The organism is Leuconostoc rapi (assembly GCF_016908715.1).
Classification (GTDB): domain Bacteria; phylum Bacillota; class Bacilli; order Lactobacillales; family Lactobacillaceae; genus Leuconostoc; species Leuconostoc rapi.
This window is the reverse complement of the sequence record NZ_JAFBEK010000002.1, coordinates 151033-164670: the sequence shown is the minus strand read 5'-3', so window position 1 is coordinate 164670 and position 13638 is coordinate 151033. Positions and strand designations below refer to the sequence as shown.

Annotated in this window: 16 protein-coding genes; all 16 read right to left on the bottom strand. The window is 39.1% G+C overall.

Annotation, left to right across the window (positions count from 1 at the left end; all coding sequences use genetic code 11):
• Window positions 1-31: 31 nt before the first annotated feature.
• Window positions 32-850: an HAD-IIB family hydrolase gene (locus tag JOD28_RS03140; RefSeq protein WP_204769432.1), complete on the bottom strand. Its 819-nt coding sequence runs from the start codon at window positions 848-850 to the stop codon at window positions 32-34.
• The gene (locus tag JOD28_RS03135) at window positions 850-1269 is read right to left on the bottom strand and encodes a GtrA family protein (protein WP_204769431.1); all 420 of its coding nucleotides are present in this window, start codon (window positions 1267-1269) and stop codon (window positions 850-852) included. The genes JOD28_RS03140 and JOD28_RS03135 overlap by 1 nt, the downstream gene beginning before the upstream one ends.
• Before the next feature lie 68 nt (window positions 1270-1337).
• Complete coding sequence (locus JOD28_RS03130; RefSeq protein ID WP_204769430.1) at window positions 1338-2378, bottom strand: lipid II:glycine glycyltransferase FemX; 1041 nt, start codon at window positions 2376-2378, stop codon at window positions 1338-1340.
• Window positions 2379-2383: 5 nt separating this feature from the next.
• Window positions 2384-3034: a redox-sensing transcriptional repressor Rex gene (locus JOD28_RS03125; protein WP_204769429.1), complete on the bottom strand. Its 651-nt coding sequence runs from the start codon at window positions 3032-3034 to the stop codon at window positions 2384-2386.
• A gap of 164 nt (window positions 3035-3198) precedes the next feature.
• Window positions 3199-4215 carry a tRNA (adenosine(37)-N6)-threonylcarbamoyltransferase complex transferase subunit TsaD gene (gene tsaD / locus JOD28_RS03120; RefSeq protein ID WP_204769428.1) on the bottom strand — a complete coding sequence of 339 codons (1017 nt, stop codon included), beginning with the start codon at window positions 4213-4215 and terminating at the stop codon, window positions 3199-3201.
• A 36-nt stretch (window positions 4216-4251) separates the two neighbouring features.
• Window positions 4252-4662 carry a ribosomal protein S18-alanine N-acetyltransferase gene (gene rimI / locus JOD28_RS03115; protein ID WP_204769427.1) on the bottom strand — a complete coding sequence of 137 codons (411 nt, stop codon included), beginning with the start codon at window positions 4660-4662 and terminating at the stop codon, window positions 4252-4254.
• The gene (gene rimI, locus JOD28_RS03110; protein ID WP_204769426.1) at window positions 4637-5194 is read right to left on the bottom strand and encodes a ribosomal protein S18-alanine N-acetyltransferase; all 558 of its coding nucleotides are present in this window, start codon (window positions 5192-5194) and stop codon (window positions 4637-4639) included. The genes rimI (JOD28_RS03115) and rimI (JOD28_RS03110) overlap by 26 nt, the downstream gene beginning before the upstream one ends.
• Complete coding sequence (tsaB, locus tag JOD28_RS03105; protein ID WP_204769425.1) at window positions 5178-5888, bottom strand: tRNA (adenosine(37)-N6)-threonylcarbamoyltransferase complex dimerization subunit type 1 TsaB; 711 nt, start codon at window positions 5886-5888, stop codon at window positions 5178-5180. Before tsaB ends, rimI (JOD28_RS03110) begins: the two co-directional genes overlap by 17 nt.
• A gap of 51 nt (window positions 5889-5939) precedes the next feature.
• Window positions 5940-6959, bottom strand: a complete 1020-nt coding sequence (locus JOD28_RS03100; protein ID WP_204769424.1) for an anti sigma factor C-terminal domain-containing protein — start codon at window positions 6957-6959, stop codon at window positions 5940-5942.
• A complete protein-coding gene (locus JOD28_RS03095) occupies window positions 6952-7434 on the bottom strand; it encodes an RNA polymerase sigma factor (protein WP_204769423.1) in 483 nt (160 codons plus the stop codon). Before JOD28_RS03095 ends, JOD28_RS03100 begins: the two co-directional genes overlap by 8 nt.
• Before the next feature lie 141 nt (window positions 7435-7575).
• The gene (gene ptsP / locus JOD28_RS03090; protein WP_204769422.1) at window positions 7576-9291 is read right to left on the bottom strand and encodes a phosphoenolpyruvate--protein phosphotransferase; all 1716 of its coding nucleotides are present in this window, start codon (window positions 9289-9291) and stop codon (window positions 7576-7578) included.
• Between the two features lie 2 nt (window positions 9292-9293).
• The gene (locus tag JOD28_RS03085; protein ID WP_204769421.1) at window positions 9294-9563 is read right to left on the bottom strand and encodes a phosphocarrier protein HPr; all 270 of its coding nucleotides are present in this window, start codon (window positions 9561-9563) and stop codon (window positions 9294-9296) included.
• Window positions 9564-9774: 211 nt separating this feature from the next.
• On the bottom strand, window positions 9775-10788 hold the full coding sequence (locus tag JOD28_RS03080; protein WP_204769420.1) for an L-threonylcarbamoyladenylate synthase: 1014 nt from the start codon (window positions 10786-10788) through the stop codon (window positions 9775-9777).
• Window positions 10785-11780: a peptide chain release factor N(5)-glutamine methyltransferase gene (prmC, locus tag JOD28_RS03075; protein WP_204769419.1), complete on the bottom strand. Its 996-nt coding sequence runs from the start codon at window positions 11778-11780 to the stop codon at window positions 10785-10787. Before prmC ends, JOD28_RS03080 begins: the two co-directional genes overlap by 4 nt.
• Before the next feature lie 2 nt (window positions 11781-11782).
• A complete protein-coding gene (prfA, locus tag JOD28_RS03070; protein WP_204769418.1) occupies window positions 11783-12856 on the bottom strand; it encodes a peptide chain release factor 1 in 1074 nt (357 codons plus the stop codon).
• 121 nt (window positions 12857-12977) lie between these two features.
• Window positions 12978-13583 carry a thymidine kinase gene (locus JOD28_RS03065; protein ID WP_204769417.1) on the bottom strand — a complete coding sequence of 202 codons (606 nt, stop codon included), beginning with the start codon at window positions 13581-13583 and terminating at the stop codon, window positions 12978-12980.
• Window positions 13584-13638 lie beyond the last annotated feature (55 nt).

The following is a 13638-nucleotide window of genomic DNA, read 5'->3' as shown; positions in this document are numbered from 1 at the left end:
ATTTAAAAAAGATCGCTTATTGCGATCTTTTTTAAATACCTAAATAATTTTCAATCGTCTGTAACACACCATCATTAACGTTTGTGTTTAACGCACGTTTTTGTATTGCTTCTAACATAAAATTATCAGCATTTGGCATGACATATCCATGTTCATATTTTTGTAACATTTCTAAATCATTACCATTATCACCAAAGGTCATTACTTCACTATCTAAGACATCATAATAATCTTGCAAAACCTGTAGACCGGCAGCCTTATCTACACCTTTACCCAGCACATCGACTGAACCAAATCCAGATCCTGTTGCATGTAACTCATCCCCAAATATTTCCCGTAATTCTGAGACATGCTGCTGTACTTCATTGTTTGGCCACACAAAAGTGATCTCTAAAATATGATCATCAACAGCCATTAATTTTTCAACTTGTTTGACGTTTGGATAAAACTGAAATACCATTTGTGCCACAGGGCCAGTTGCATGGTTTGAGACATATGTTGCTTGATCTCCTGTCATAATAATAATGTTTTCAGCTGACTCGGGGTTTCTCGCATTCCAATCAATCACTTTATGCAACTGTTCAGCAGATAAATGAACAGAATAGAGTTGCTCTTGTGATGTTGCAACCATTGCCCCATTTGAACCCACAAAATCAATTTCATACCCCTTTGAAATTGTTGGTTCGAAAAGTTCTTGCAAGTTTTTCACTTGACGTCCTGAAGCCGCAATAAAATGCATATCGCGAGCTGACAGATGATCCAAAATGCGTTCGAATCTCCCTTGACTATAAATATCATTAGCTGTTAAAAATGTACCATCCATATCAGATGCAATCATTTTAATTGTCATTATTCAGTGCTCCTCTTAAAAATAATTAATTTACTGAGTACAAAATTCGAAACAATGACAAATACGTTTTGTATAATATTCCAAATGTTAGCATCTTGTTTCAGAAAATCTACCCCCACAATCAAGATAAAATATCCAATAATACCTGTTAAAATTCGTGCTAAATAAAATTGCCAAATTTCTCTCGTAATTGCGGCTGGTGTGCTGTTTTTTGAATGAAATACCCAGACACGATTGGTCAAATAAGCAAATAATACCGCCCAAAACCACGCAACAATATAGGCAATATTATGACCTGTGTGTAACTGATTATAAAATAAAAAGAAGACAATAATATTCACAATTGTCGTTAATACACCGAAAATAGCATACAATAAAATCGCTTGGTATTTGGTAAATAGGGTTTTAAACTTCAACATAATCACTCCAATTTAATCTATTAATTATATCATAATCAACTGAAAAATGCCGCCACTCGGCGGCATACTTAATTAAACTGCTGGAGATATACTTGATAACCAGATTCATCAACAACCCAATCTAATTCACCAATGTACTCAGCATGTGGATCATGATAAGCAAAACCATGTTTAAATTTATACAGCCCATCTTCAGGTACAAAATCACCAACACCACCGAAGTCGTATTCAACTTTACCTAGAGACAATCCCCATTTCAGCATTTCCCACTGGACAGCATAAGGGCCATAATGTTTAGCATACTTTCTGTCTGACCCAGCGTACATATACCAAATTTCATCTCCGTAACTAAAACCAATACCACTGGCAATGACCTGTCCTTCGTAATGCGCCAAAAATACTTTAAATAAACCAGTACCTTGCCATAATTCTTGCATTCTCAGGAAATAACTTATAGGTCGATGGGTAATACCTTGTGCCGCAGCCATCATGACATAAGTATCAAAGAATGCTTCAATATCTGCTTGGGTATCACCATTCGTCACCGTTACACCATCTTTGGCGGCACGGCGAATCTGATTACGATAGTCCCGTTTAAAATGCGTCATGAGTTCAGCTTCAGTTGTAATGGGGCTTGCACCATCTCCACGACCATCATAGTACAAAACAACATTTTTACGTGGCTGAATATTACCATGCATATTTTTAACAGATCGATTGCGTGTCGTGAATCCTGCTTCTTGGTACGCAGTATTAAGTGCGTCATTGTAAGCCACTTCCGGATCTAAGCGAATCAAGAAAACATTGTCTGGTAAGGCAGCTAACGCTTCACGAATCATTGACTGTATTAACGGTATGTTGGTCACATCCCCAATAGGCCCACGCCCGGCATAGCCTAATAGTTTACCAGGAACAGCTTCAACTGTTAGTACAGTTAGCACCGCATCAATTTTGCCAGCTGTTGTTTCATGGTAAACGTAGACATGTCCCCAATTAGCCTTTAATTCGCCCCACAAAGGATCCTGTGTTACCTGACCTCGTGGGTCTTCACGCACAAATTTTTGATAGGCAGCAACTTTTTTTGCATCATTTAAATCTAAAATGGCCATACTTTTTATAATCCTGTCGTAATTGAACCATAGTTATCAATAAAATAAACTAATGTTTGTAATTCATTTGTCAAATCAACGTTTTGCACACGCACACCACTTGGCACTGTCACACGTAATGGTGTGAAATTCAAAATACCCTTTACACCAGCATCAACCAATTGGTCTGTAATATCTTGTGCAACATTTTGCGGTACTGTTAAAATAGCAATGTTGATACGTTGTGCTGTCATTTGTTCTTTTAGCTCTGTCATGGCGTAAATAGGTACGCCAGCCATGATTGTTCCAGCACGTGCTTCGTCAACATCAAAAGCCGCTGAAATACGCATATTTGAAGATTGATGAAAGTTAAAGTTCATCAGAGCCTGTCCCAAGTTACCTGCACCGATTAGCGCCACGTTGATGAGACTACCTTGGTCCAAAACATTGGCAAAGAAATCAAGCAATGCTTTAACATCATAACCATAGCCACGCTTACCCAAAGCGCCAAAATAAGAAAAATCTCGTCTAATTGTTGCAGCATCAAATTTAATCGCATCACTTAATTCTGCAGATGAAATACGATCTGTCCCTGCATCATTCAAAAATGTGAGGTAACGATAGTAAATAGGTAAACGCTTTGCTGTAGCGCGTGGAATTTTAGGTTGTTGTGTCATAAGTTTCTCCAGTTTGTGATGATAAAACCTATCAACACATGTTGACGGCATTATACATATATTATTAAGATATTTGTTTCTGTTCAGTTTGTGAACTTTTGCATAACTATTATACCACAAACACAAGCTCATTCGCAAAAGATAGTGATACATTCACAATCTTATCAACCCTTTAATAAGTCAAAGTCTAATCCAGGATCAGTATTGAGATCCAGCCCTGCAAACTTTTTTTGTTTATAATGCCAATATCCCGCTGCACCAATCATGGCAGCATTATCACCTGTATATTGGTGTGGTACTGGTATAAATTGTGTCTCTGGTATTGTTTCCAATAACGTCGCCAATTCTTGACGCAGTTGGGTGTTAGCTGCCACGCCACCTGCTAAAATAAAGCTTTTTACTGGAAAATCTTTTAATGCACGTCGTGTACGACCTATGAGTGCATCAACAACTGCATTTTGAAAACTTGTGGCTAAATCATCATGATTAATGATCTCACCTTTTTGCTCTGCATGATGAACATAATTAATCACAGCACTTTTTAAGCCAGAAAAACTAAAATCATAGTTATCTTCATGTGCCATGGCAGTTGGGAACTTGATTGTTGCTTGCCCGCGATGTGCCATTTCATCAATTGTTTTACCCGCTGGGTATGGCAACTTCAGTAATCGTCCAACCTTATCAAAACTTTCACCTGCTGCATCATCACGCGTTTCACCAAGTACTGCAAAGCTATTCTCCTCATGCATTAACACCAATTCTGTATGCCCACCAGACACCATTAATGCTAGTGCAGGGTAGATAATCGGTTGATTAAAATTAGCTGCAGCAATGTGCCCCGCCAAATGATTAACCGGTATAATTGGTAAATTATGCGCCAAAGCAAAGGTTTTAGCACCCATTAAACCTACAAGTAACGAACCAACCAGCCCTGGACCATATGTCACGGCTACGGCATCTAACTCTGTTGGTTTCACATCGGCTGTTTGCAAGGCATCATCTAATACACGCGTGATCCATTCAATATGATGTCGGCTAGCAACCTCTGGTACAATACCGCCAAATCTTTGGTGTGAGTTAATTTGTGTTGCCACAGCGTTACTTAAAATAATATGGCCATCTTCAACAATGGCCACACTTGTTTCGTCTGCACTTGATTCAAAAGATATAATTTTAGTCATGATATCATGATGCGAACAAAGGATTTCCCTCGACGTTCACACTTTCCTTTCCATCATTATGGCCGCATGTCCATTTTTATAGTATTTTTCTCGGCGATAATACGCACTAAATCCCAATTTTTCATACAATTGGATGGCCGCCAAATTTGATTCGTCTACTTCCAATAAAAAACGTTTCACATTGGGTAACGTCAAAACCATTGTTAAAAGTTGATAAGCCAATCCTTGGCGTTGATTATTTGGGTGAACCGCAACGCTCCCCACTTCGACCTCATCTAATATTTGTGTCACCCCTACAAAACCACCATCGGAAATAAAATATTGACTTCTTGGGCTTGTTAACTCATGCTCAAATAGTGATTTTGGCCAAGGCGACGGTGAAAAAGCAGCTTCGGCAATATCAAATATCTGTTGACTATCTTCAATTGTCGCTAATTTTATGTTCAAAATGATTTACCATTGAAATTGCATCTTCATGATCACCAAGGTAGTAGCCTTTTTTTACATCTGTTTTTAAAAAACCTAATCGCTGGTACAAGGCAATTGCACCATGATTTGAAGCGCGTGCCTCTAAACTCATTGTTGTCACACCAACGGTCTTTGAAAAAGTTACAAGTTCCTCAATCATCAGCGTACCCAGCCCATTTTTTTGCCAAATGGGCACAATCGCAATATTAGTTACATGTATATCCTGTTTATCACGATTATAAGCTGCGCCTACAAAACCAATAACCTGATTGTTTCGTTGAATCACTAAATACAGGCGCAAATGCGGCCTAGATAGTTCACTCAAGAAATCGCGCAATAGCCAAGGCGCTGTACCTGCATACACAGCTTCTTCAATATGTACTAAACTATCAATATCTTCAATAGTTGCCCGTCTTAATATAAACGAATAACCTCTAGAGTCAATTATTTTCTGTTCAAATTTTGGTAATGTCGCGGGTAATTTATGATATCGATTAAACTTCAAAAACATAATTTTCAGGGTTATCCTCACCCGGATGTGCTGCAATCCAGTTCAACTCCGCTTGTGTCTTTCGCAAGTATTGTGGATTAAAATCAGCAATATTCACAACTGGACTAGCCTGTGAACCCAGAAATACAATACCTCGTCCATCAGGTAAACTTTCACTTGGCGTTAATATATGAGCCTGTGTGCCAAATTTTTCTGCAATTTTTTCTGCAAAAATATCGGTATCACCCAAAAACGTCACGGTTTCGTCACGTTCAGCTAGCCAAGCAAACAAATTAATGATGGGTTGATGCGCATCAGGAAGAATGTTTTCACCGTTCTGATAAACACCTGAAAAAACATTATCATTACGCGCATTAAATAACGGCACAACTAATCCTTCATTCGACACATTTTGCGCTAAAATGGCCAAACTAGAAACGCCAACCAAGGCTATATTTAACGTGTCAGCTAGCATCTTAGCCACCGTCACGCCGATTCTTAACCCAGTAAATGAGCCTGGCCCTTGTGCTACGACGATACGATCAATATCGGATAATGTCCATTGTTGTGCTGCCAATGTGGCTTGAATGGCTGGCAACAATTGAATCGAATGATTACGTGCCTCGTTAGTCGAGAAAACCCGTAGAACGTTATTATCTTCCGCCAAACTCACTGTCAGTGGCTGGTTACTTGTGTCAAATGCTAGAATCTTCATAGTTTATATTTTAACACAAAAACAACCACCAAACGGTGGTTGAGATAGAAGTTATTTGATTGGTTCTTGGTATGGCATAATCGGTGTTGTGACACCCACATTTGTCGCAAACGTATAATGCTGATTATCTAGTTTAGCTAAATTTTGTGTTCGCCCAGTAACGATTACACCAGCGAATGTTGCTGATTTGAGATTTTTTGCAATCAGTTTTTGACCATCCTTTGCAATGTCTATATTATCGATAACCTGTCGCCCAGACTGATCTTTTAATGCTTGTTTGAGTCCTTGATAACCGAAAAATTCATTTTGACCTGCTTTAATTTCAGTCCCTTCAGTCAATTTTCCTGTACCATCATCACTAGCATTCAGACCAATATAAGGAGCATGCGTTGCATCTAGTTTATCACTCTTAATGCCCAGCCAATAATAATTGATCATGACATTATCAGGTATCATTTGACGAATGTCATCATAGCTGTAACGTTTATCGAATGTGATTGCCACTTCACTTAAATTATTTGATAAATGATCTAAAGTTTGGGCTTCATGTGTTGCCTTGCTTGGTGTTAACATTGCGTTTTTATTTTTAGCAGCTTGGTAGGCGTATTCATATTTCACATTGAAAAATAGCGGTTCCTTTTGTTGTGATTGTCGGTTAGTGGCAATCACTTCTTTAGATGAACCATTTTTAGAAACAACATTTGGTGTTTGTGAAGAAGCACTTTCAATGCCATGCATATTAAATGAGATACTCTTTTCTGGATAAGACACACGATACCCATCAATATTTTTTTCACGATCACTTTTCAATGTGCTTTGCGTGGCCCTGGTCACTGAAAAATATTGTGATGTCGATATCATATTAGGTGAATATATAAGATCCTCAATATTAAATTGACGCTGTTGTTTTTCAGCTTCCTTTTGCATTTTGTGCCCCACAAACTTATGAGTAGCATACAAACCGCCACTGCCTACTACTAATGTGGCAACACAGGAAATTGCGACTGTTTTTAATAATTTTTTACGTTTTTCTATCTTAACAATTTTTTCGAAATTAATATTATCACTCATTTTCATACCCCACCATCATGTCTTTTAACTGCTTTCTTGTTCGATACAAATCTACTTTTATTTTTGATTCACTGACGTTATAAATCACCGCAATGTCATTAATTCGTTTTCGATCATCATAGTGCAAAATGATCAACGCGCGTTGGTAGTCATTTAATTGTTCCAATGCGCGTTGTAAACTGCTGTAATCTGTCAGTACCGGTTCAACTTCTGAATATTGCGCATATGTTTCTAATAGAATATCACGATAACGCTTTCGACGACGATAAATATCATAAAACCGTGATAGTGCAACACGATACAACCATGGTCGTAATTTATCTGGTGTCAATATAATATCTGCTTGAAGTAATTTCACAAAGACATCCTGCATAATATCTTGTGCATCCATTTTTTTCGCCCCATGGTTAATTAAGAAACCAATAATTTCGTTTGCAATATCGACTAATATTTTTTCATAGCGATTTATTTCCATGTCTCCCTCCTTTCATAGATATAACGAACAGAATAGTAAATGGTTACAAAACACATAAAAAGCTGCAAACATGACCTCATTGCTTGAGTCATTTTTACAGCTTTTTAAATCATATTAATTTATTTTTAAAATTGTAATACTTTACTTTATTGCTGCCTTAACCAAAGCAATCACATCATCGTTGGTTTCAGCATCCAAAGCTTTTGCAGCTAACAATTTCATGTCAGCTGTATTTAGCTTTTTCATCAATGATCGCGTCTGTAGAACAGATGGTGCGCTCATTGAAAACTCATCTAATCCCATACCCATTAAAATTGGTACAGCAATTGAATCACCAGCCATTTCGCCACACATTGCAACGAACTTACCTTCGTTATGTGCAGCAGCAATAACGTTATTAATCAAACGTAAAATTGAAGGATTATATGGTTGGTACAAATAAGCAACTTTATCATTACCACGGTCTGCGGCCATCGTATAACCAATCAAATCGTTAGTTCCAATTGAGAAAAAGTCAACTTCCTTAGCAAACTTATCCGCTAAGACCGCTGCTGCTGGAATTTCAATCATAATACCTAGTTTAATGTCACCCATGGCTACGCCAGCTTTTTCAAGCTTAGCGCGCTCTTCTGAGTAGACCTTTTTAGCACTACGAAATTCAGCCAACGTTGCGATCATTGGGAACATAATCCATAAATTACCATAAGCAGATGCACGTAATAACGCACGTAATTGTGTTCTGAAAATGTCGGTTTGATCCAAAGAAATACGAATCGCACGATAACCCAAGAATGGATTTTCTTCTTCAGGTAATTTCCAGTAGCTCAAATTTTTATCGCCACCAATGTCCATTGTACGAACAGTTACCGGCTTACCAGCCATTTTTTCAACAACAGCTTTATACGCTTCAAATTGCTCATCTTCTGTTGGTAAATGATCTGATTCCATGTATAAGAATTCAGTACGATATAATCCAACACCTTCTGAACCATTCTCTAGGACAGCATCCATATCCTTAGGTGAGCCAATATTAGCGCCTAACACAAAGTTTTTACCGTCTGCACTCACAGTCTGTTGGTCTTTTAACAAAGCCCATTCTGCACGTTGCGCTAAGTAGTCCGCTGCTTTTTGTTGATAAACAGCTAATGTGTCAGCATCTGGATCTACAATCACATCACCAGTTAAGCCGTCCACAATGACTGTTACACCTGCAGCAACTTCTTGTGTTGCCACTTCAGAACCCACTACTGCAGGAATTTCGAGTGTACGTGCCATAATTGAAGCATGTGCTGTACGACCACCCAAGTCAGTTAAAATACCCTTAACAAATTGACGATCAAGTTGTGACGTATCAGAAGGTGTTAAGTCTTTTGATACTAAGACAACTTCTTCATCAATCAAAGCTGGATTAGGTAATGCCACGTTTAAGAGGTGAGACAAAATCCGCTTCGTGACGTCACGAATATCTGCCGCACGCTCTTGCATATAAGCGTTGTCAGTCATAGCTTCAAACATGCCAATATACATGTCTGTCACTTCTTTGACTGCCTGTTCTGCGTTCACTTGGTCATCAGCAATCTTCTGTTTGAAGGCACCTGACATTTCTGGGTCTGACAAAACCATTAAGTGCGCTTCAAAAACTTGTGCTTCATCCGCACCTAAGTTTTTTTCTGCTCGAGATTTAATGATTTCAACATCAGCACTAGCAGCCTTCAAAGCATCGTCGACACGTGCTTGTTCAGCCGTCACATCTTTAATTGTTGTCTTACTAAAAGACAAATCTGGATCGACTAACAAGTAGGCTTTAGCGATTGCTATACCATTACTTGCCGCGATTCCTTTGAAGTTATTAGACATTTTTATTCTGCAAGTCCTTCTGTTTCCATGGCTTCAACAATCGCTGCAATCGCTGCTGCTTCATCTTCACCTTCTGCCTTGATTGTAACATCAGCACCTTGACCAACACCAAGTGACATGACACCCATGATTGACTTCAAGTTAACATCCTTACCTTGGTATGACAAAGTAACATCTGAAGTAAACTTTGATGCAGCTTGCACCAACAATGTTGCTGGACGCGCATGAATGCCTGTTTCTGCTATGATATGAAATTCTTTTGACTGTGCCATAATTAATTTCTCCTTTTTAGCTGTTAATCAGCTTCTGAATATAGTTTATCAAAGCGCTTACAAAATATCAAGTAAAACATTACACAAATCCTTGCTATATCAAGCAATAACGCTAGGAACGCCTATCTGACGGCATTTTAAATGTAAACGTTTACATATAAAATGCAGGTTGTTTTCTGCAAATGAAAACGGTCATCACTGACCGCATGTGTTACCCATTAAATTCTTGATTTCCCGCTGCTTTTGCCAATCGATTATTAAATGCCTTACCAATACCTATCGGTGGCATCTTTTCAACATAAATTGTTGCAGCTTCATTGTCATCATCATAAAAACGCAAACCAGCGAATAGCTGTTCAGTCGCATTTTCAAGCGTTTCACCGAGTGACCAAGTTTGCGACAAGGGGATCTTCATCACTGCTATTGTTGTATCTTGTGCCATCACAACATCATTTTTTTGTAATGCCAATCTAAGATCTAACGCATCTAGTCGGTCAAACATGACGACATTTTTGTCTGGCGCATAGTGTCGATATTTCATTCCTGGTGCTTTAGGTGTCACGTCACTGGCAACTGATGTCGTGCTTGTTGCATCAATCACAGCTACACCAAGTGCCTCTTGCAATTGATTTTGCGTGACAGCCCCTGGGCGTAAAATTGTCGGCACAGCAGCAGACATATCAACCACAGTTGACTCAACACCAACCATCGTTGGCCCATCATCAACGATGCCTGAAATTTTGCCTTGCATATCATGCCAAACATGCTGAGCTGTTGTTGGCGATGGCTTTCCTGATAAGTTGGCACTCGGTCCAACAATTGGTACACCAGCTGTGCGTATTAATTGACGCGTTGCCTCATTAGCTGGCAAACGAAAGGCAACGGTTTGCAAACCGCCTGTCACAAGCATTGATACACGTCCAGCAATAATAGGTAAGATAATAGTCAGTGAGCCAGGCCAAAATTGTGTCATCAATTTTTTAGCAGCTTCTGATATTGTGACATACGCCTCTAATTGCGAAACATCTGCCACCGTCATAATCAACGGATTATCTGCAGGACGCCCTTTAGCAGTAAAGACTTTTTTAACAGCCGTATCATTCGTCGCATCCGCACCAAGTCCGTAAACTGTTTCCGTTGGAAAGGCGACGACTTCACCTGCTTTTAATAAGGTACTAGCCTTTACCAAATCTTGTTGATCTGTTTTAAATATTGTTGTCTTCATTTTTCTACTCGAATCATACGATCTAGACCTGAAAAGTCTTGGCGTAATGTTATTTTAGCGTGAGGTAACGCCTGTTGCATCATCTCAACCACTTTGGGCCCTTGTTTATAACCAATTTCAAAATAAGCACGCCCATGTTCGGCCAAATGCGCATCCAATTTCTCGGCTAATGACTCGTAAATCGCCAATCCCTCATGTTCTGCAAATAGTGCTGTATGTGGTTCAAAATTCAATACACTGGTATCCATTTCATCCTCGTCCGTTGTTGCAATATACGGCGGATTACTAACGATAATATCAAATTTAAGGCCTGCCACAGCACTATACACATCGCTTTCAACCAAATGAAGATAGGGTAAACCAAGACGTTGTGCATTCATTTCAGCAACTGCTAAGGCATCGGTTGAAATATCTGCTGCAAATCCACGAACGCGTGCGTTTTCTATCATTAATGTTTCAATAATAGCTCCTGAACCAGTCCCAATATCTAGCACTGAAACAGGTTGACCAGTTTGTGCCCCAATATCTTTTAAAATCCATTCAACGAGCTGTTCTGTCTCAGGGCGCGGAATTAAAACACGCTTATCAACCATGAACTCACGGCCATAGAATGGCGCATGCCCTAAAATGTATTGCACGGGTTCATTAGCCATTAATTTGGCAATCCACTTTGGCCAAACTGTGGCTAGTTCTGCAGGCATTATTCGTGTTATGTTAGCACGTAGGTAAGCATAATTCATGTTTAATGCGCCACTTAATAAAAAGTCAACATTATCTTGAGCATCGGTTGTTGGCATGCCAACACCTGTCAGCTCATCAATTGCCCATTTTCGGCCCTCAAGTAAAGATATTTTAACGTGACTTGGTTTCGTTGGCTTTTTAATATCATCCCAATCGTACCATTTAGGCGCCGTTAATTTATCTGGTGTCACGCTACGATTTGAGTCAACGCGTTTAAATTGTTTTGGTGTTTCAAAGTGTTTTTCAGTCATTTTTAAGCTTTGTTCAGTTCAGCCAATTTAGCAGTTTGATCTGCAATCACAAGCGCATCAACAATTTCGCCCAAATCACCATTCATAATGCGATCTAACTTATTCAGTGTCAAACCAATTCGATGATCTGTCACACGGTTTTGAGGATAATTATATGTTCGAATACGTTCAGAACGGTCACCAGTGCCAACGGCAGATTTTCGTTTTTCCGCATATTCTGCTTCATTTTGTTGCGCATAAAAGTCATACACCCGACTTGCAAGTAATTTACGTGCCTTATCACGGTTTTTAATTTGCGTACGTTCTTCCTGCATTTTAACCATGATTCCAGTTGGCTTATGCACCAAACGGACTGCCGTGGAAACCTTATTGACGTTTTGACCACCAGCACCACCTGAACGGAAAAATTCTTCTTCCAAATCAGATTCAGCCAACTCAAAGTCAATTTCTTCAAATTCTGGCATCACACCAACCGTTGCTGTTGAAGTGTGCACCCGGCCCTGAGTTTCTGTTGAAGGCACACGTTGTACACGATGTGCACCAGATTCAAATTTTAATTTAGAGTAGACATTATCGCCTGTAATCATAATAGCGACTTCTTTGTACCCACCAACTTCTGTGGTTGTTTCATCAATAATACTTAATGCCCAGCGTTGCTTTTCTGCATAACGGCGATACATATCAAGTAAATCTGCTGCAAACAAGGAGGATTCGTCTCCGCCTGCTGCACCACGAATTTCCATAATAATATTTTTATCATCGTTAGGATCTTTTGGTAGCATCAAAATTTTAAGTTGCGCCTCTAAATCAGATTTTTCAGGTTTTAATGCGCTAAGATCTTCCTTTGCAAGTGGCGCCATTTCAGCATCATCTAACATGTCTTCAGCATCTTCAATACCTTGAATAACCTGCTTGTAACGTGTATACGATTCGACTGTTTCACGCATCTCACCTGCTTCTTTTAACAAAGCCATATACTTTTGACCATCACCAGCTACTGCTGGGTCGGCCAATTGTTCGTTGAGCTCATCATAACGATCAACTACTGTTTGTAAAGATTGAAATATTGGGTCCATGTTTTATTCTCCAAGTTGCAAATGATCACTGTTTCTGATAATTTACGTGCTATTGTTATGTACGAAATAACCAGACAACTGATTACCTCATCTCAGTGTTACCTGCAGATGAGGTTCCTTATTACTTTTTGACTGGAAACATTGCAGTAATTTTATCTAAATCTGGTTCATACCAATGACGGCGGCATGTTGGAATATAAGCCTCATCGCCACCAATAAACACTTGTGCCCCCGTACGCTGTGGTTGACCATCCACAATGCGCAACTGTGTCGTGGCCTTTTTACCACAAAACGAACAAATTGTTTTCATCTCTTCTAATTTATCTGCTAACTCAATCAGACGTTTTGAGCCATCAAATAAATGATTAAAAGCATCTTGCTTCAAACCAAAAGTCATCACTGGAATATGCAAGTGATCCACGACATAGGCTAATTCATCAACTTGTTTGGGTGATAAAAATTGTGCCTCATCAACTAAGACAACAGCTAGGTCGGCAGCCTTCATCCCTTTAATCAACGCAAACAAATCATCTTCTGGTTTGACAGCTAAAGCCTCGCGTGACAAACCAATTCTACTTGACACAATGCCTACACCTGCCCGTGTATCGGTAATCGGCGTCATCAATAGCACTTGCCTACCTTGCGATTCATAATTATGCGCCACTTTCAAAATTTCGATTGATTTTCCCGAACTCATTGCGCCATACTCAAAAAATAATTGTGCCATATGTTTAAAGTATTTACATTAATAAGTCATCATAACTTTTAAGTCAGAAGAAGCT

Bases quoted from the DNA above. Each gene is read 5' to 3' on its own strand.
- JOD28_RS03140 (WP_204769432.1), bottom strand. From the start codon at position 850: ATGACAATTAAAATGATTGCATCTGATATGGATGGTACATTTTTAACA.
- JOD28_RS03135 (WP_204769431.1), bottom strand. From the start codon at position 1,269: ATGTTGAAGTTTAAAACCCTATTTACCAAATACCAAGCGATTTTATTG.
- JOD28_RS03130 (WP_204769430.1), bottom strand. From the start codon at position 2,378: ATGGCCATTTTAGATTTAAATGATGCAAAAAAAGTTGCTGCCTATCAA.
- JOD28_RS03125 (WP_204769429.1), bottom strand. From the start codon at position 3,034: ATGACACAACAACCTAAAATTCCACGCGCTACAGCAAAGCGTTTACCT.
- tsaD (WP_204769428.1), bottom strand. From the start codon at position 4,215: ATGACTAAAATTATATCTTTTGAATCAAGTGCAGACGAAACAAGTGTG.
- rimI (WP_204769426.1), bottom strand. From the start codon at position 5,194: ATGTTTTTGAAGTTTAATCGATATCATAAATTACCCGCGACATTACCA.
- tsaB (WP_204769425.1), bottom strand. From the start codon at position 5,888: ATGAAGATTCTAGCATTTGACACAAGTAACCAGCCACTGACAGTGAGT.
- JOD28_RS03100 (WP_204769424.1), bottom strand. From the start codon at position 6,959: ATGAGTGATAATATTAATTTCGAAAAAATTGTTAAGATAGAAAAACGT.
- JOD28_RS03095 (WP_204769423.1), bottom strand. From the start codon at position 7,434: ATGGAAATAAATCGCTATGAAAAAATATTAGTCGATATTGCAAACGAA.
- ptsP (WP_204769422.1), bottom strand. From the start codon at position 9,291: ATGTCTAATAACTTCAAAGGAATCGCGGCAAGTAATGGTATAGCAATC.
- JOD28_RS03085 (WP_204769421.1), bottom strand. From the start codon at position 9,563: ATGGCACAGTCAAAAGAATTTCATATCATAGCAGAAACAGGCATTCAT.
- JOD28_RS03080 (WP_204769420.1), bottom strand. From the start codon at position 10,788: ATGAAGACAACAATATTTAAAACAGATCAACAAGATTTGGTAAAGGCT.
- prmC (WP_204769419.1), bottom strand. From the start codon at position 11,780: ATGACTGAAAAACACTTTGAAACACCAAAACAATTTAAACGCGTTGAC.
- prfA (WP_204769418.1), bottom strand. From the start codon at position 12,856: ATGGACCCAATATTTCAATCTTTACAAACAGTAGTTGATCGTTATGAT.
- JOD28_RS03065 (WP_204769417.1), bottom strand. From the start codon at position 13,583: ATGGCACAATTATTTTTTGAGTATGGCGCAATGAGTTCGGGAAAATCA.